A 15,588-nucleotide genomic window follows, 5' to 3' on the forward strand; every position below is an offset into this window, starting at 1 on the left:
AACCTACCGCGACGGGCCTTCCCGTTCAGCGGAAGCTGCCCAGAGATTAATATCCGCATCCTTGGCGAAGACTTCGATTTCCTTCAGCTCCGCCTCGGTAAAATCAGCTTTTTCCAGCGCATTTACGCAATCTTCCACCTGCTCCGGTCGGCTGGCACCGATGAGCGCGGATGTTACCCTGCCCCCACGCAGCACCCATGCAATCGCCATCTGCGCCAGCGTCTGGCCGCGCTTTTCGGCAATGGCGTTCAATCCGCGCAGGTTGTCGATGTTGCGCTCATTGAGGAAGGCAGGGCGCAGAGACTTGCCCTGAGCGGCGCGGCTGTCTTCTGGAATGCCGCCGAGATATTTCGAGGTCAGCATGCCCTGCGCCAGCGGTGAGAAGACGATAGAACCTATGCCCAGATCGTCGAGCGTATCCAGCAGTCCGTCCTCTTCCACCCAGCGGTTGATGATGGAATAGCTCGGCTGATGAATGAGGCAAGGCGTGCCGAGATCCTTGAGGATTGCCGCCGCTTCCCGCGTGCGCTTGGAATTGTAGGACGAAATTCCAACGTAAAGCGCACGGCCAGAGCGAACGATATGATCCAGAGCGCCGCAGGTTTCCTCCAGCGGCGTATCCGGGTCGAAGCGATGCGAGTAGAAAATATCGACATAATCGAGACCCATGCGCTTCAGCGACCGGTCGCAGGAGGCGATGAGATATTTACGGCTGCCCCACTCGCCATAGGGCCCCGGCCACATGTTGTAGCCAGCCTTGGACGAGATGATGAGTTCATCGCGGTAGCCCGCAAAATCCGTGCGCAGGATCTCGCCAAAGGCGGTCTCGGCGCTACCGGGCAGAGGACCATAATTATTGGCGAGATCGAAATGCGTGATGCCGAGATCAAACGCCTTGCGGCAGATATCCCGCTTGCGTTGATGGGGCGTATCGTCTCCGAAATTATGCCAGAGACCAAGCGAAAGCGCCGGAAGCTTGAGGCCCGATCGGCCACAGCGATTGTACTTCATACGGGAATAGCGATCTTCAGCCGGTTGCCAGGCCATGGTGTTTCCTCCGAATTGCGGTTGGAATTGCCCGTGAAAGGCAGTTGGCGTTAACGCCAGAAAGGAAAAAGGCAGGGCGCATCCTCTCCGCACCCTGCCGTTCGTAAGCTCAGGAGTTAAGGCCGCTGCCCCAAGGGCCGTGATGCTTGTCCACGCCGTCGACACGGTCGAAGCCGTGGGCGCCGAAGAAATCACGCTGCGCCTGAATGAGGTTTGCCGTGCCGCGACCGCGACGGTAGCTATCGAAATAGGCGAGAGCCGAAGACAACGCCGGAACCGGAAGGCCGGACATTACCGCTGTCGAAACGACGCGGCGAAGAGCACCATCGGTTTCCTGCACCAGCTTGGAGAAGGCAGGTGTTACGATGAGATTTGCCGTGTCCGGATCCTTCGTGAAGGCGGAGGTGATTTCATCGAGGAACTGCGAGCGAATAATGCAGCCCGCGCGCCAGATGCGGGCAATGGTTGGCATCGGCAGGTTCCAGCCATATTCCTTGGAGGCTGCTGCCATCACCGCGAAGCCCTGCGCATAGGCACCGATTTTGGCGGCCAGCAAAGCGTTTTCAAGATCATCCAGGAACGAAAGACCATCCGTGCCTGGCATTGGAACGGTCTGCGGCAGACCCAGGATCTTTTCCGCTGCTTCACGCTCAGCCTTCTGGCTGGAAAGAATACGGCCAGCGACGGCAGCCTCGATGCCCGTTGCCGCAACGCCCAGATTTTGCGCCTCGATCACGGACCACTTGCCCGTGCCCTTCTGGCCCGCCGCATCGAGGATCATATCGACCATCGGCTTGCCCGTAACCGGATCACTCGCGGCCAGAACCTTTTCTGTGATCTCGATCAGATAGGAGTTCAGGCGGCCTTCATTCCAGCGTCCAAAGACCTGACCGATTTCGCTGGCAGAAAGCTTCAGGCCATCACGCAGGATACCGTAGATTTCGGCAATCATCTGCATGTCGGCATATTCGATACCGTTATGGATCGTTTTGACGAAATGCCCTGCCCCGTCATTGCCAAGCCATGCCACGCATGGATCGCCGTTGAACTTGGCGGAGATGGAGGTCAGCACCTTTTCAACGCGCTTCCAGCTTTCTTCGGTGCCGCCCACCATAATGGAAGGACCGTGGCGGGCACCCTCTTCACCACCGGAAACGCCCATGCCGATGAAGGTGAGCGGGCTATCCTTTAGCGAATCGAAGCGGCGAATCGTATCCCGGAAATTGGCATTGCCAGCGTCAATCATGATGTCGCCGGCATCAAGATAGGGCTTCAGAAGCTCCATCTGCTGGTCAACCGGCTCGCCAGCCTTGATCATGATGATGATCGGGCGCGGCGGGCGGATGGCAGCAACGAATTCTTCCAATGTCTCGCAAGGAATGATCTGCCCCTGCAGGGCGCCGGCCTCGGCAAAGAACTTCTTCGTGGCTTCTGGCGACCGGTTGAAAACGGCAATTTTGTTGCCCTTCTCTGCGATGTTCAAAGCCAGGTTTGAACCCATGACGCCAAGACCAATGAGGCCGATTTCTGCCTGTTCCACGGACGTACCTCCATAAAGATTGGATGGTTGTTGTGGCACTCAGTTAGGGTCTCGGCAAGGCAAAAGCCATGGCAAATCGATTAAATTTTCAGATGCGAATAGACCAGTTTAAAATCGTCTTTGGTGATGCAGCCGCCCTCTTGCCTTCATAAGTGGCGGCTACATAAATCATCCCAGAGGAAGGAGAGTTCACCATGCCGGTGCTGGAAACGAAGGTTGTCAACGCATCCATTCAGCGGGACTGGAGGCAGGTCTATGCCTTTGCATCACAGCCGGAGAAGATGGCGCAATGGGCTTCCGGTCTGGGAAATGGTCTCGAAGATGCTGGTGATCATTGGCTGGTCGATGGTGGGCCGCTGGGCAAGGTGAAGGTGCGCTTTTCGCCTCAGAACGATCATGGAATCGTTGACCACTGGGTGGAGATGCCTTCCGGCATGACCGTCTACAATGCCTTCCGCATCGTAAAGAACGGCGACGGGGCCGAAGCTCTCTTTCTCGTGACACGACTTCCCGGCATGTCGGAAGAACAGTTCGAACAGGATGCCCGCCACGTTGCGACGGATCTCGACAATCTGAAGCGGATCATGGAATCAGAGATCAGCGTTTGATGCTGTGCTTGATGTTCCAGCGATCATGATACCAAAGCCACTGTTCGGGATGCTGGCGAACCCAGCTTTCCACCTTGTCGTTCAGCAACTGGCCGGTGGCCTGTACATCAATTGCACCTGTTGACGTGCGCGGAATGTCGATCCGCGGCTCGATTTCCAGACGGTAGCGATTGTTCGGCAGACGGATGCAGCGGGCGGGATAAACCTCGCAATCGAACTGGCGAACGAGCTTCGCCAACAGCGGATTGGTCTGGACCGGATTACCGAAGAAGTTCGTCATCAGCCCCTTCTGGAACTTCTGATCGACCAGAACACCAATGCCCTTGCCCGCTTCAAGCTGACGCGCCAGGGCGAAAGACGAACCGGCATGCGACGGCACGAGCTTGCCCATGCGTGCGGAGCGGAAGTTAAACACTTTCTCCGCAATATAGGGATTGTTCGGCGGACGGAACATGACCGTGACGTTCAGCCCGAAGGCCGAGCCCGCGACCGGCAGCAGTTCGAAATTGCCGGTATGTGCCGTAAAAACGATGAAGGGACGCGGATTGTCGCGCAGATCAAGGAAGATCGGGATGCCTGAGACTTCGATGCGTCCAGCCGTCTTTGCCTCGGGATCGAAGTCGAACAGGCGATCGAGAAACACATATTCAGCGGCCAAGCGCCCCATATGCCCCCAGCTCGCCAGCGCGATATCAAGACGCTCTTCCTCGGTTTTCTCCGGGAATGCATTGGCGAGGTTCACCAGCATGAGCTTGTGCCGACCGGTAATCGGACCAATCTTGCGAACAAGCCAATCGGCAAAGCGAATGGCCGGGTCCGCAGGCAGAAGCTTCAACAGATTGAGAAAGCCGAACGTGATCTGCGCCAGAAACCACTGACGAAACTTGCGCGCGGCCAGCACAATCCGGGTGATGAACATCTTCACCGGATCAGTCCATCCTCAGAACGATTTTGCCGAAGATCTGGCGGCCTTCCATGCGTTCCAGTGCTTTGTCGATCTCGTCGAAGGTCACTTCAGTATCGATCACCGGATGCACGATACCGCGCGCCATCTTCTGCATGGCATTCGCCATGTTTTCCATGCGGCAACCGAAGGAGCCGAGCAGCTTCAACTGCTGCTGGAACAGCATCATGAGGTTGATGTCTGTCGAGACGCCCGAGGTCGAACCACAGGTCACGAGACGACCGCCGCGCTTCAGGCACAGCATGGAACCGGCCCAGGTATCCTTGCCCACATGCTCGAACACCACATCGACGCCCTTCTTCTTGGTGAGCTTGCGCACCACACCTTCGAAGCGATCCGTGCGGTAGTTGATGACGTGATCCGCACCGAGCGCCTTGGCCTTCTCGATCTTGTCGTCAGAGCCGACAGTGGTGATGACCGTGCAGCCCATTTTCTTCGCGAGCTGAATGGCGGCACTGCCGATACCAGACCCACCGGCGTGAACAAGAATGGTTTCACCGGGCTCCAGCTTGGCATTGTCGAACAGCATATGTTCAACGGTTCCGAACGTCACGGGCGCCAGCGCTGCAGCAACAGCATCAACACCCGGAGGCGCAGGTACGAGCTGGCGAGCCGGAATGTTGATCTTCTCTTGGGCGAAGCCATCCAGATGGAAACCGTGAACGCCCTGAACATGCTCGCAAAGATTATCGCGGCCTTCGCGACATGGCTTGCAGAGCCCGCAGGTGCGCGCACCATAAACCGAAACCAGCTGGCCAGGCAGCACGTTGGAGACGCCCGGACCGATGGCCTCGACCACGCCAGAGGCTTCCGCGCCGATGGTCAGCGGCATCTTACGCTTGGCAAAGGCCATGCCGCGCCAGCCCCATACGTCGATGTGATTCAGCGCGACGGCCTTTACCCGAAGTGTCACCTCGCCCGGTGCCGGAGCTTCCGGTTCGGGAATATCGGTGGCTTCAAGACGGCGATCATCGATCAGTTGCAAAGCGCGCATGAGTGCTTCCTTCGCCAGAAGGCGTCAAAAAGATTAGGGCAAAATAGCCAGAGTTGAACCGGCTTTTAGGCTGGCTCCGCCGTCATGACAAGACTTGCATTCTGGCCACCGAATCCGAACGAATTGGAGAGCACAGCAGAAACCTGCTGATCGCGCTTCGTGTTCGGCACCACATCCAGCACAATCGCCGGGTCAGGATTGACGTGGTTGATGGTCGGCGGCAGCGTTCCCGTCAGCATGGTCTGGATCGAGAACACGGCTTCCACTGCACCGGCTGCCGTCAGCGTATGGCCGATCATCGACTTGTTGGACGAGCACGGAATGCCATCCTTCAGGCGATCACCGAACACGGCCAGCATCGCGCCATATTCCATCTTGTCGTTTTCCGGCGTCGACGTACCGTGCGCATTGATATAGCCAATGCCGCTTTCATCCATGCCCGCATCTTCCAGCGCCGCGCGGATTGTCGCAATAGCAGGGCCGCCATCCGGCGAGGAGCGCGTGCGGTGGAAATGATCGGCCTTTTCGCCACAGCCCTTCAGGATACCAAGAACCTTCGCGCCACGTGCGACAGCTGATTCCAGCGACTCCAGCACCAGAGTTGCAGCACCTTCCGCGATGACGAAACCATCACGATCCTTGCTGAACGGCTTGGATGCCTTTTCCGGCGGATCGTTCTGCGTGGACAAGGCAGAGAGCAGCGAAAAGCGAATGAGAGCTTCGGCGCTCACCGAACCATCGGTCGCAACCGTCAGCGCACGATCCGTGCGGCCCTGACGAATGGCTTCGACGCCGAGCTGGATAGCTGTTGCGCCCGAGGCGCAAGCCGTCGAAAGCGTTACCGGCAGGCCACGCGTACCGAACATATCGGACAGGCGCTCTGAGATCGAACCGAACTGCACGGCCTCCAGGAAAGCCGGATCAGGCCGCTCGCGCATGGCAGCAAGGAAACGATCATAGGCATCGGCTTCCGCCTGCGGCGGCGGCGCACGATCGGCAAGCTCGAAACGCGCATTCCATTCCGGCTCGACGGGGGGCGCTGCCAGAAACAGCGGGCCGTTGAAATCGCCGGACAGACCGGCCTGCGCCAGGGCCTCACGCGTTGTTTCACGCGCGAAGGCGAAGGACCGCTCCACAGCGTTTTCGCGCGGGATCTGGATGAAATCCACCGTACCGCTGATGCGCGTAGAGAGCCCCTCCGTCGGGAATCGCTCGATCTTGTGGATGCCGGATTTACCGGAAGTCAGTGCCGCCCAGTTATCCTGCAGTCCCTGCCCCAACGACGTAATGACGCCCATGCCGGTGACGGCGATGATAGGACGACCCAGGTGATCCTTGAATGCGTTCGTGCTCATCATCGATTCCTCAACCGTTCGCCGAAAGGACGGCAAGTCCTTCGCCACGGATATAACCGACCGTGGTCACCACAGCCTTTGCAGCAGCGCTCTGCATCTTTGCTTCGTGATCCGGATCGAAGGCCGGAACGGTCGCCTTGCCATCCAGCGTCAGCGCCGCAAGCGCCAGACCGAGCGGGAACTGCGCTTCCATGGCATGACCGGTTACGCCACCGAAGCCACGAATGACCGCACCCTTGAAAGCGGATTCCAGAACCGACCTTTCACGCTGGGCAAGATCGCTCATACCAGTTGAACCGGAGAAAACGACTACGTCATCGCCGAGCTTAGGCGCGAGCTGCGCCGCAAGCCGTTGCAGCCGCTTCTCGAGACGACCATCGTCTCGCGATCCGCGATCGGCTTCAATCGCATCGACAACCGCATAGATATGCGCGCCACGCGCCTCAGCATACTGGCGGGATTCCAGCACGAGGAAGGCACCAACAGAGCCCATGATCATGCCGCCGCCTTCGCTGCCGTCACGGGTCCAGAGGGGCTTCCAATCACCCGTCTGATGGGCGCGAATGCCCTCGACAAGCAGAATGATGTCCGCCCGCTCGGCCACAAAAGCACCGCCCACCAGCGAGTGGGTGGACTGGCCGGACTTGATGCGGTGGTAGGCCGTTTCGACGGCGGAAATACCAGCAGCCTCCTCACCCATGAAGGTGCGCGACGAGCCGGTTACCTTATGGACGATGGAAATATTGCCTGCGAGAAGGTTGGAGAGCTGCGCCAGAAACAGCGTCGGGCGAAGTTCGGTCGTCAGCTTCTCGTTCAGAAGACGTTCGCGGTCGTTGCGTTTCAACGCCTCGTCCACGATCAGGCTGTCCACCTTGATGTCACGCTCGCCACCGCCAGCGGCGACGATCATGTCCATGGTACCGCAGGCTTCCGCATTGTCCTTCAGACCTGCATCTTCAAGCGCAAGACCTGCTGCGAAGACGCCGAGACGCTGCCAGTTTTCCATCTGACGCTGATCGCCGCGCTTGGGGATCTGCTGCGACCAGTCGATTTCCGGCATCGGGTGAACAGGATAAGGCTTGAAGCGCTCGCTATCCACCCGAGGCGGAAGAATTTCCGCACCGGTCAAGAGGGCCACATGCGGCTCCTTGCCGACACCACGGCAGGTGACGATACCGACGCCGGTAATCACAACGTCATTGGCTGACTTGCTCATCTCAGGTTCAACCTTTCAGATGCGCATGCCCTTAATGGGCGGCAAGCGCACTCAACAGCCCAACTTCAGCGGCGCGCTTACGCACGATGTCCGCAAGAGGCACTTCCTCGAATGGCATGGTGCGCAGCTTCAGCTGCGCATCGCAGACCTTCTTGCCAGCAGACGAAATCTTCGCCTTGGTCACGGCATAGCCAGACCCTTCATGCTCAAGAAACGCCTCGATATCCAGAATCGCTTCCGGCTCCACGAAGGTGCGCATCTTCGCACCGTCAACGGACATCAGAAACGGCATCGCGGCAAAATTGGAAGCAGCAAGAATCATGAAGCCGCTGGCCTGCGCCATGGTTTCAATCAGAAGAACGCCGGGCACAAGCGGCATTCCGGGAAAATGCCCCTCGAATACGGGGCTCTTTGCCGGAACGACGGACCGTGCCTTCAGCATTTTGGATGACAAATCGACCGCTTCGATGCGGTCGATCATCTGGAAATATTCAAGAAGCATACGCTCCCTCAGCCAGGGCTTTTCAGCCCTTCGCTGCCCTCAGTTCGTCAATCTTGGCGCAGAGGTTCTTCAGCACGAAATACTCTTCCGTGGAAACCTTGCCTTCGTTGACTTCCTGCGTCCACTGCTCAAGCGGGATCTTGATGCCGAATTCCTTATCGATCGCAAAAACGATATCAAGGAAGTCGAGACTGTCGATGCCCAGATCGTCGATCGTGTGGCTCTCCGGCGTAATGGTCTCGCGGTCGATCTCGCTGGTTTCAGCGATGATGTCAGCGACTTTATCGAATGTAGCGGTCACGCTCATATCCTCTGAATTCTGTCAGTCAGGGTTCCACATAGGGAAATCCAACTGCAATGCCAATGGCCTGCTGAGTGCGGAGCAATATTTTGCACCGCCACTGTTGCCTAAACATCAAATTGCACGGGCAATGAGGCCGCACCTCAGCCCGCAATACCTTCCACCAAAGCCGCGCGAATGACCTCCAGCACGGAATCCGGCTTGATACCTGTCGCAACTGTCTGGCTCGGCAGGTTATCCCACGCACTCGGCGGAAAACCGCGGCCATCCGGCTTCTGGATCGTCTGGCCGTCGGCGATTCCACCGCAGACGACACGAATCGCACCGGTGCGTGTTTCGAACAGATCGGGGCGAACGAGGTAGACCGCGGCGCAGCTGTCATGCACCACCATGCCGTCGCCAACGCGCTGCTTGTAGAATTCGATATAGAGCTGAGAAATATCCGACAAAAGCTTGACGTCGGACCGGCCGCTTTCCACCATGTTTGCTAGGAAAGCACTGGTCATCACGGTTTTCATCGTTACGTCGAGCCCGATAACAACCACTGGCCACGCAGCGGTCATCACCACATCTGCCGCTTCCGGATCGCCATGAATATTGGCTTCCGCGGCCGGCGAAACATTGCCGTTCACGTCAAACGCGCCGCCCATGATGATGACCTGTTTGACCAGCCCAGCAATGTCCGGGTCGGCTTTCAAGGCCAAAGCCAGATTGGTCATGCGTCCAACGGCAATGAGAGTGACCTCGTTTGGATTGGCGCGGACCGTATCGATGATGAACTGATAGGCAGGGCGCGGATCGGCCTGGCGCGCAACGGCTTGCGGGACCGCAACGTCGCCGATTCCGTTATGCCCGTGAATGGCCGTCGGCCAATAACTGCCGCCGCGTGCTGGATCGAATGTCTCGCCAGCCCCTCTGGCAACCGGGGCCGGAATATCCCAGGCTTCTGTCAGATAGAGCGCGTTACGTGTCGTCAGTTCGATCGGCGCATTGCCAAAAACGGTCGTGACGCCAATCAGATCGATCTGCGGATGACGCGCCAGAAAAAGCAGCGCCATCGCATCGTCAATACCGGGATCCGTGTCGAAGATGACCTTGTTCATGTGATAATTCCTGAATTCGAATTTGCCAGCACAATAGCGTCGGCTGGTATCGGCGCAAGCATGTCATCTTGCAGACCCTCTCCTTTTGCCGGCACTGTCCTGCGCAATTCCGTGAATGGACGATCTTGCGCCGTTGCTGATTGAATGACAGAAAGCGGCAACGCCTGCCTCCATCACCGAGCCATCCCCGTGCACGACATCGCCACTCACCTGCTGCTGTTCCTGTTTCTCGCCGCCATCGTTGCAGGATTCGTTGATTCTATTGCAGGGGGCGGCGGGCTGATTACCGTTCCCTGCCTGCTTCTTGCGGGGCTCCCGCCATTGGAAGCACTGGCAACGAACAAGGTACAAGGTCCATTCGGTGCGGCATCAGCTACGATTGCTTATGCACGAAAGGGACATGTGAAGCTTTCAACACAGTTGCCGATGGCGCTGATTGCCTTTGCGGCCGGCGGTACCGGTGCATTGATCGCCTCGCATGTGCCGGGCAGGTTTCTCGGCGCAGCCATTCCGTTTCTTCTCGTCGGGATCGCGCTGTTCTTCGCATTCAAGCCAAATCTCTCCGATCAGGATAGCACCCGCCGCATCTCACCTGCTGTGTTCGCAGTCACGGCGGTGCCGGTCGTCGCACTGTATGACGGCGTATTCGGCCCCGGCGCCGGTTCTTTTTACATGTTGGGCTTTGTGTTGCTGGCAGGTTTCGGCATGCTGAAGGCGACCGCACATACGAAGCTGCTGAACCTGGGTTCTAACCTTGGCTCTCTCGCCGTCTTTGCCGTCAATGGTGCGATTCTCTGGAAGGTAGGATTGCTGATGGGCGTCGGGCAATTGATCGGAGCACAGATCGGTTCCAGTCTGGCGATGCGAAGCGGCGCAAAAATCATCAAGCCGCTGCTCGTCATCTCCTGCGTCGCACTCGCTACCAAACTGCTGGCAGATCCAGCCCATCCGATCCGTATCTGGCTGGGCATTTAACCCTTCATTTTCAGTGGCAATCCGGCAGCAATGAAGAAAACATCATCGGCCTTGGCAGCCAGCGTTTGATGCAGGCGACCGGCATGATCACGAAATTGTCGCGCCATGCGGTTGTCCGGTACAATGCCAAGACCCACCTCGTTCGAGACGAAAACGAAATGGCCTGCTCCAGCCGCGAGACTATCGATCAGGCGCGCACTTTCGAGTGAAACATCACGCTCGGCCATCATCAGATTAGTCACCCATAGCGTCAGGCAATCAACGAGAATCACTCGATCCGCAGACTGTATGCCAGCGAGCGTTTCGACGAGGGCCATCGGCTCTTCATGCGTCGTCCAGTGCGCGCCCCGTTGCTCGCGATGCAGCGCCACTCTCTCGCGCATTTCATCATCGAAGATCTGCGACGTTGCCAGATAGTGCCGCTCGAGGCCCGTTTGAAATGCAAGTCCTTCAGCAAACCGCGATTTGCCAGAACGCGCCCCGCCGAGAACAAAGGTCACGTACGGTCGGGGTGAATCGCTCATTTTCCTGACACCTGAAACAAAAACACCTGCGAAGGCTTACGAAAGCGGCACATTCGTAGCGAAAGAGGTTGCCGCCGGGCTCATCGTAGCCGAATTCGCAGGTGCATATCTTTATGATGCAAAACCATCACCGATGTCCTGATTGTATCAGGACAATCGGGCGTTTCAAGAGGATACCCTGTCTCGAAGGGTGAAACTGATTGGCCCCGGTACGCACTACCTGCCGGAGCCATGGCGTTGTTCGCCGTGCGAGATGGATAACGCAAAAATCCTTACCGGCTGGTTAGCGGATCGTCTGATTTCATGTTCATGCATAGGTCAGCCTGGTTTGTGAAGAGCGACCAATGTCATGGCGACCGGTCATCACTTCAGAGTGACATTTCGCTTTAATCTGTTGGGTTATTTCATGAATCGGGTCATTTTGTACGGAGTGACCTAATTCCTTTACAAACCTGTACCTATAACCGAAGCAATAAGTTGGATGGCAGTGGGAGGCTGGGACGATGAAACTTCTGGCGATGACTGGATTAGCGGCATTTGCCTGCCTCGGCAGCTTCGACTTTGCGAAGGCAAATGAGTGCGGAGACGTCACGATCGCCAGGATGAACTGGAACTCGGCAGCAATCGCAGCCAATGTCGACAAAATTATTCTGGAGGCCGGTTATGGCTGCAGGGTCACACTGGTAGAAGGGGACGCGATCTCGACCGTCACCTCGATGATTGAGACTGGTACGCCGGATGTTGCGCCAGAATATTGGGTGAACGATCACAGTGAAGGCCTTACCGCAGCTTATGCTTCGGGTAAAATTGTTCAAGGCGCAGAGATCTTGGCTGATGGCGCGGTCGAAGGCTGGTGGATGCCAAAATATCTCGCAGATGCTCATCCCGAGATGAGGACCGTTGCCGATGCATTAAAGAAGCCGGAGCTATTTGCGGACGCAGAAAGCGGTGAACCTATCGTTCACAGCTGTCCTGCCGACTGGAACTGCAGCGTTTCAACCGGCCATCTTTTCAAAGCTATCGGAGCAGCGGCCAAGGGCTTCAAGCTGCAACCAGCCAGGTCTGCGGCCGATCTGGACGCTGGCCTGTCAAAGGCTCTCAAGGAGAAGAAGGGCTGGATTGGATATTATTGGGCGCCCACGACAATTCTTGCCCAACACCCTATGGTGAAACTCTCCTTCGATGTGCCCTTTGATCAAACCGAGTGGGATACCTGCACTTCAAAAGCTGATTGTGCCAACCCCAAGATAAACTCCTATCCAATATCACAGACCTTCACGATCATGACCAGTTCCTTCGCAGGGCGCGATCCAGCTGTGACCGAATACCTGAAGCAACGGAAATGGGGCAACGCAACGATAAGCTCGCTCATGGCGTGGCAAGCTGAGAACAAGGCCAGCGATGAGGAAGCGGCAAAGTATTTTCTGCAAAATAACCTTGATGTCTGGACCCGCTGGCTTCCAGTTTTCGTTGCCGACAAGATCAAGCCTGTTTTGTAGTAGACTGACGTGGTTGAGCCGCAACAACTCTGCGCCTATCCTGCAGCGCGATTCGACAATCGATGCGAGCGGAATAGGATAATGAGTACTGTGGCACCAATTGGTAATCGCGAAAGCGTGGCAGATGCACTGGCATCCATGTCACCTGAAAATGAAAGCTGGCTCAAGTTGATGATGGATAACCCGTCCTCGGACGACGTGCTACTCGACGGCTTGCATCTCTATCTGGACCGAGCGGCTGCCGGGCGTTTTCTCAACACTCTCAAGCTTCAGAAAGTAGGGGAATGGATTGGAAGTGCAGCTCCGGCGCGGATCCAGATCCGGTTGAGCGAGGCGGCCAAGTCCAGTCAACATCCGGCCTTCATCGCCTTCCGCGAGGGCTATAACAGGTCCGGCGGGCTGCAACGCGCCTATCCGGCAGCAAAGATCTGATCTCCGGAAGACTATGCGCGGGAGAAGTTTTTCTGCCTCTCCCGCAGCTAAATTTTTAGCGAGCAGCGCGCTCTACCTTGCGACCGGCGTCCTGCGTAGCGTTCACGGTATTGGCGGCATCCTGGCCAACGCCGCGGATCGTGTTGCCGCAGGATGCGAGCGAAGCGGCGGTTGCCATGAGAGCAGCGATAACCGTAACTGTCTTGAGCGTCATTTTGAAAGTCTCCGAATTGAACGACACAGAACCGGAAATTATGTTTTCCGGCGCAGTAACGCGCGGGATGTGAAAAGGTTCACAGTGAAGTGACACAGTTTTTGAGACGCCGTCCGGTTTTCGGGAAACCATGCTTGCAGCGTTAACGATATGTTTTTCGGATAACACCATCGTCGATCACACATGCCTTCAACATTCATATGAGCGGAAAATCCGATGACGGCGCCGAACCCTGCAAGACTCGTTGTGTTGACTGCGGGCGGCCTTAATCCGCAGGTCATGATCAACGCTCTCCAAGCCCATTTTCCCAACCTGACAGTAATTCAGGAGAACTACGAGAGCAAAACCGATGTACTGAAGCGCCGTGCGCGACGGCTGGGCTGGCTGCAAGCGGTTGGGCAAATGGGCACCATGATCGTATCCCGCCTCGGCAAGCGCATCACGCAGCAACGGTCAGAAGAAATCATTACACAGTACGGGCTGATATCGCAGCCGCTACCGACCGTGCCTGTGACGCGTGTCGCATCCCTCAACGACCCGGATGCGCACGCAGCTATCCTGCTGGCAAAGCCTGATATCCTCTTTTCGATCTCTTGTCGGATCCTGTCTCGCAGCACACTGGCGATCATTCCCTGCCCAATCGTCAATTTCCACGCCGGGATAAATCCGAACTATCGAGGGCAAATGGGAGGTTACTGGGCACGCGTGGAGGATGACGAAGACAATTTCGGAGCGACCCTCCACTATGTGGATGCCGGCACGGATACCGGCGATACACTCGCCGAGGTTAGGGTGAAGCCGACAACGAGTGATACGATCTCGACCTATCCCTTGCTGCTCACCGCAGCCAGCGTCGATCCTACGGTTCAAACATTGACCTCAGTCCTTCATGGCACCGCGAAGCCTTATACACCATCCGGGCCCTCCCGCCTGCGCTTTCCGCCGCCCCTGTGGACATATCTTTTCAATGGCGTGACCAAATCAATCTGGTAAGACTCTCCAACTCGCAAAATTTTGCAGCCGGTTGTCAAACTTGATCCAGGTCAGTCTCACGCAGGTTGCAGAGAGTATAGGGATAGTTAGGCAGAACGCCTATCCACGCTGTCGAAAACCGCATGATGTGGGGTGACGACATATATTTGAGGCTTTTAGAAATGCATTATGACTGGACTGGAAATGACCATCGTCGGCGTGTGCTGTTTCGCCTCGGCTGGGCCTTCGTATCCGTAACCGCCGTACTTTCCCTGGCGATTTTTCACTACACGTGACGGACAGGTCCGGAGCATAGTCAAGCTCACGTAATTGAATACCGACGTCCGGAGCATTTTCAGTCGCTCAAGTCGAGAATGCTCCGAAATGTCATGCGCATTCAGAGAGCGTCAGGCGTTCAGTTGGGCATAGGACTCGCGGATTGAATCTGCCACCGCTTTAGCGGGAATGGAGAGGTCCGGCGCAACGACCATTCTGACATCAAAGGACATCAATTCTGGAAGCCCCTCCTTTGGTCCCAGGATAGCCATCTCATCCGAGACATAGGACCGAGCCATCGGAGCAATCGCAAGATCAGATACGATGGCAGCACGTTGCGCCATAGTATTCGCACTGAGATAGGCAATCCGGTAGGGACGCCTCATATCTTCCAGTCTGTTCAGCGCCTCCTGCCGCCACAAGCAGCCATCTTCCCAGATCGATAGCGGCAACGGGTCACGCATGTGTGCCGTTCCGCACTTTGCCCCGACCCAGACAAGCTTGTCCTCGAAAACCACTTCACCTTCCGTCGGTAGCGGACGCCAGACGCTATTCATCAAAACGAGATCGAAGCGCTGCTCTTCCATCTGGCGACGCAGTCGCACGCTCCCATCGACCGTGACATCGACCATGATACCAGGAAATTTTGAGGCAAAGTTCTTCAAAATGCCCGGTAGTAAACGCTCCGCAATGTCATCCGGCGCGCCAAGTCTGACCACGCCGGAAAGCTCTGGCATGATGAAGCGAGATACGGCCTCATTCGAAAGAGCGATCAGCCGTCGTGCATAGGTCAACAAGACCTCGCCCTGAGGCGTCAGCGCAACAGACCGCGCATCCCTGAGAAAAAGCGTGGTCCCCAATTGGTCTTCCAGCTTCTTGATCTGCATTGAGACTGCGGAAGGCGTTCGTAGGACAACTTCAGCGGCAGTCGAAAAATTGCCGGTATCCGCAATCGCGACAAACGTTCTCATCACGTCGTTATCGAGAAGCGGCAGGGTTGCGCGGAACGGCCCGTTCATTATGATAACTTTCAGAAATTCTGATATTTATAATGATATCATTTCAA

General features: G+C 56.8%; 17 protein-coding genes. 5 read left to right on the plus strand and 12 right to left on the minus strand.

Annotated features, from left to right (window positions below; genetic code table 11):
- Positions 1–3: 3 nt before the first annotated feature.
- Together mgrA and gndA are read right to left on the minus strand one after the other, a co-directional pair.
- Positions 4–1,047 carry an L-glyceraldehyde 3-phosphate reductase gene (gene mgrA, locus E8M78_RS22100; RefSeq protein WP_137137093.1) on the minus strand — a complete coding sequence of 348 codons (1,044 nt, stop codon included), beginning with the start codon at positions 1,045–1,047 and terminating at the stop codon, positions 4–6.
- Between the two features lie 109 nt (positions 1,048–1,156).
- Positions 1,157–2,587 (minus strand): NADP-dependent phosphogluconate dehydrogenase, encoded by a 1,431-nt coding sequence (gndA, locus tag E8M78_RS22105; RefSeq protein ID WP_137137094.1) that lies wholly within the window; start codon positions 2,585–2,587, stop codon positions 1,157–1,159.
- A gap of 194 nt (positions 2,588–2,781) precedes the next feature.
- On the opposite strand from gndA, the gene E8M78_RS22110 reads away from it, so the two are divergent.
- Positions 2,782–3,195 (plus strand): SRPBCC family protein, encoded by a 414-nt coding sequence (locus tag E8M78_RS22110; RefSeq protein ID WP_137137095.1) that lies wholly within the window; start codon positions 2,782–2,784, stop codon positions 3,193–3,195.
- Here the strand turns inward: E8M78_RS22110 and E8M78_RS22115 are convergent.
- The 7 genes from E8M78_RS22115 to E8M78_RS22145 form a co-directional block, all read right to left on the minus strand.
- Complete coding sequence (locus tag E8M78_RS22115; RefSeq protein ID WP_137137096.1) at positions 3,185–4,120, minus strand: lipid A biosynthesis lauroyl acyltransferase; 936 nt, start codon at positions 4,118–4,120, stop codon at positions 3,185–3,187. The genes E8M78_RS22110 and E8M78_RS22115 overlap by 11 nt on opposite strands.
- Before the next feature lie 4 nt (positions 4,121–4,124).
- Complete coding sequence (locus E8M78_RS22120) at positions 4,125–5,153, minus strand: zinc-binding dehydrogenase (RefSeq protein ID WP_137137097.1); 1,029 nt, start codon at positions 5,151–5,153, stop codon at positions 4,125–4,127.
- Positions 5,154–5,218: 65 nt separating this feature from the next.
- The gene (locus E8M78_RS22125) at positions 5,219–6,508 is read right to left on the minus strand and encodes a beta-ketoacyl-ACP synthase (protein WP_137137098.1); all 1,290 of its coding nucleotides are present in this window, start codon (positions 6,506–6,508) and stop codon (positions 5,219–5,221) included.
- A 10-nt stretch (positions 6,509–6,518) separates the two neighbouring features.
- Complete coding sequence (locus tag E8M78_RS22130; protein WP_137137099.1) at positions 6,519–7,724, minus strand: beta-ketoacyl-ACP synthase; 1,206 nt, start codon at positions 7,722–7,724, stop codon at positions 6,519–6,521.
- A 31-nt stretch (positions 7,725–7,755) separates the two neighbouring features.
- Positions 7,756–8,226, minus strand: coding sequence for a 3-hydroxyacyl-ACP dehydratase FabZ family protein (locus E8M78_RS22135; RefSeq protein WP_137137100.1), 471 nt, complete (start codon positions 8,224–8,226; stop codon positions 7,756–7,758).
- 22 nt (positions 8,227–8,248) lie between these two features.
- A complete protein-coding gene (locus tag E8M78_RS22140) occupies positions 8,249–8,533 on the minus strand; it encodes an acyl carrier protein (protein ID WP_137137101.1) in 285 nt (94 codons plus the stop codon).
- A gap of 137 nt (positions 8,534–8,670) precedes the next feature.
- Complete coding sequence (locus E8M78_RS22145) at positions 8,671–9,630, minus strand: nucleoside hydrolase (RefSeq protein ID WP_137137102.1); 960 nt, start codon at positions 9,628–9,630, stop codon at positions 8,671–8,673.
- Positions 9,631–9,819: 189 nt separating this feature from the next.
- On the opposite strand from E8M78_RS22145, the gene E8M78_RS22150 reads away from it, so the two are divergent.
- Positions 9,820–10,605, plus strand: coding sequence for a TSUP family transporter (locus E8M78_RS22150; RefSeq protein WP_137137103.1), 786 nt, complete (start codon positions 9,820–9,822; stop codon positions 10,603–10,605).
- Here E8M78_RS22150 and cobU read toward each other — a convergent pair.
- A complete protein-coding gene (gene cobU / locus E8M78_RS22155; protein ID WP_137137104.1) occupies positions 10,602–11,129 on the minus strand; it encodes a bifunctional adenosylcobinamide kinase/adenosylcobinamide-phosphate guanylyltransferase in 528 nt (175 codons plus the stop codon). The two genes, E8M78_RS22150 and cobU, sit on opposite strands and share 4 nt — an antisense overlap.
- 503 nt (positions 11,130–11,632) lie before the next feature.
- Here cobU and E8M78_RS22160 point away from each other — a divergent pair.
- Together E8M78_RS22160 and E8M78_RS22165 are read left to right on the plus strand one after the other, a co-directional pair.
- On the plus strand, positions 11,633–12,628 hold the full coding sequence (locus tag E8M78_RS22160; protein ID WP_137137105.1) for a glycine betaine ABC transporter substrate-binding protein: 996 nt from the start codon (positions 11,633–11,635) through the stop codon (positions 12,626–12,628).
- Positions 12,629–12,709: 81 nt separating this feature from the next.
- Complete coding sequence (locus E8M78_RS22165; protein WP_137137106.1) at positions 12,710–13,060, plus strand: hypothetical protein; 351 nt, start codon at positions 12,710–12,712, stop codon at positions 13,058–13,060.
- A 55-nt stretch (positions 13,061–13,115) separates the two neighbouring features.
- On the opposite strand, the gene E8M78_RS22170 is transcribed toward E8M78_RS22165, so the two are convergent.
- On the minus strand, positions 13,116–13,238 hold the full coding sequence (locus tag E8M78_RS22170; RefSeq protein WP_137137243.1) for an entericidin: 123 nt from the start codon (positions 13,236–13,238) through the stop codon (positions 13,116–13,118).
- A gap of 252 nt (positions 13,239–13,490) precedes the next feature.
- On the opposite strand from E8M78_RS22170, the gene E8M78_RS22175 reads away from it, so the two are divergent.
- Positions 13,491–14,267 (plus strand): formyl transferase, encoded by a 777-nt coding sequence (locus E8M78_RS22175; RefSeq protein ID WP_137137107.1) that lies wholly within the window; start codon positions 13,491–13,493, stop codon positions 14,265–14,267.
- A gap of 386 nt (positions 14,268–14,653) precedes the next feature.
- Here E8M78_RS22175 and E8M78_RS22180 read toward each other — a convergent pair whose 3' ends face one another.
- Complete coding sequence (locus tag E8M78_RS22180) at positions 14,654–15,541, minus strand: LysR family transcriptional regulator (protein ID WP_137137108.1); 888 nt, start codon at positions 15,539–15,541, stop codon at positions 14,654–14,656.
- Positions 15,542–15,588 lie beyond the last annotated feature (47 nt).

It is taken from the genome of Rhizobium sp. FKY42 (assembly GCF_005222835.1).
Classification (GTDB): Bacteria; Pseudomonadota; Alphaproteobacteria; order Rhizobiales; family Rhizobiaceae; genus Neorhizobium.

Bases quoted from the DNA above. Each gene is read 5' to 3' on its own strand.
- mgrA (WP_137137093.1), bottom strand. From the start codon at position 1,047: ATGGCCTGGCAACCGGCTGAAGATCGCTATTCCCGTATGAAGTACAAT.
- E8M78_RS22110 (WP_137137095.1), top strand. From the start codon at position 2,782: ATGCCGGTGCTGGAAACGAAGGTTGTCAACGCATCCATTCAGCGGGAC.
- E8M78_RS22120 (WP_137137097.1), bottom strand. From the start codon at position 5,153: ATGCGCGCTTTGCAACTGATCGATGATCGCCGTCTTGAAGCCACCGAT.
- E8M78_RS22125 (WP_137137098.1), bottom strand. From the start codon at position 6,508: ATGAGCACGAACGCATTCAAGGATCACCTGGGTCGTCCTATCATCGCC.
- E8M78_RS22130 (WP_137137099.1), bottom strand. From the start codon at position 7,724: ATGAGCAAGTCAGCCAATGACGTTGTGATTACCGGCGTCGGTATCGTC.
- E8M78_RS22135 (WP_137137100.1), bottom strand. From the start codon at position 8,226: ATGCTTCTTGAATATTTCCAGATGATCGACCGCATCGAAGCGGTCGAT.
- E8M78_RS22140 (WP_137137101.1), bottom strand. From the start codon at position 8,533: ATGAGCGTGACCGCTACATTCGATAAAGTCGCTGACATCATCGCTGAA.
- E8M78_RS22145 (WP_137137102.1), bottom strand. From the start codon at position 9,630: ATGAACAAGGTCATCTTCGACACGGATCCCGGTATTGACGATGCGATG.
- cobU (WP_137137104.1), bottom strand. From the start codon at position 11,129: ATGAGCGATTCACCCCGACCGTACGTGACCTTTGTTCTCGGCGGGGCG.
- E8M78_RS22160 (WP_137137105.1), top strand. From the start codon at position 11,633: ATGAAACTTCTGGCGATGACTGGATTAGCGGCATTTGCCTGCCTCGGC.
- E8M78_RS22165 (WP_137137106.1), top strand. From the start codon at position 12,710: ATGAGTACTGTGGCACCAATTGGTAATCGCGAAAGCGTGGCAGATGCA.
- E8M78_RS22170 (WP_137137243.1), bottom strand. From the start codon at position 13,238: ATGGCAACCGCCGCTTCGCTCGCATCCTGCGGCAACACGATCCGCGGC.
- E8M78_RS22175 (WP_137137107.1), top strand. From the start codon at position 13,491: ATGACGGCGCCGAACCCTGCAAGACTCGTTGTGTTGACTGCGGGCGGC.
- E8M78_RS22180 (WP_137137108.1), bottom strand. From the start codon at position 15,541: ATGAACGGGCCGTTCCGCGCAACCCTGCCGCTTCTCGATAACGACGTG.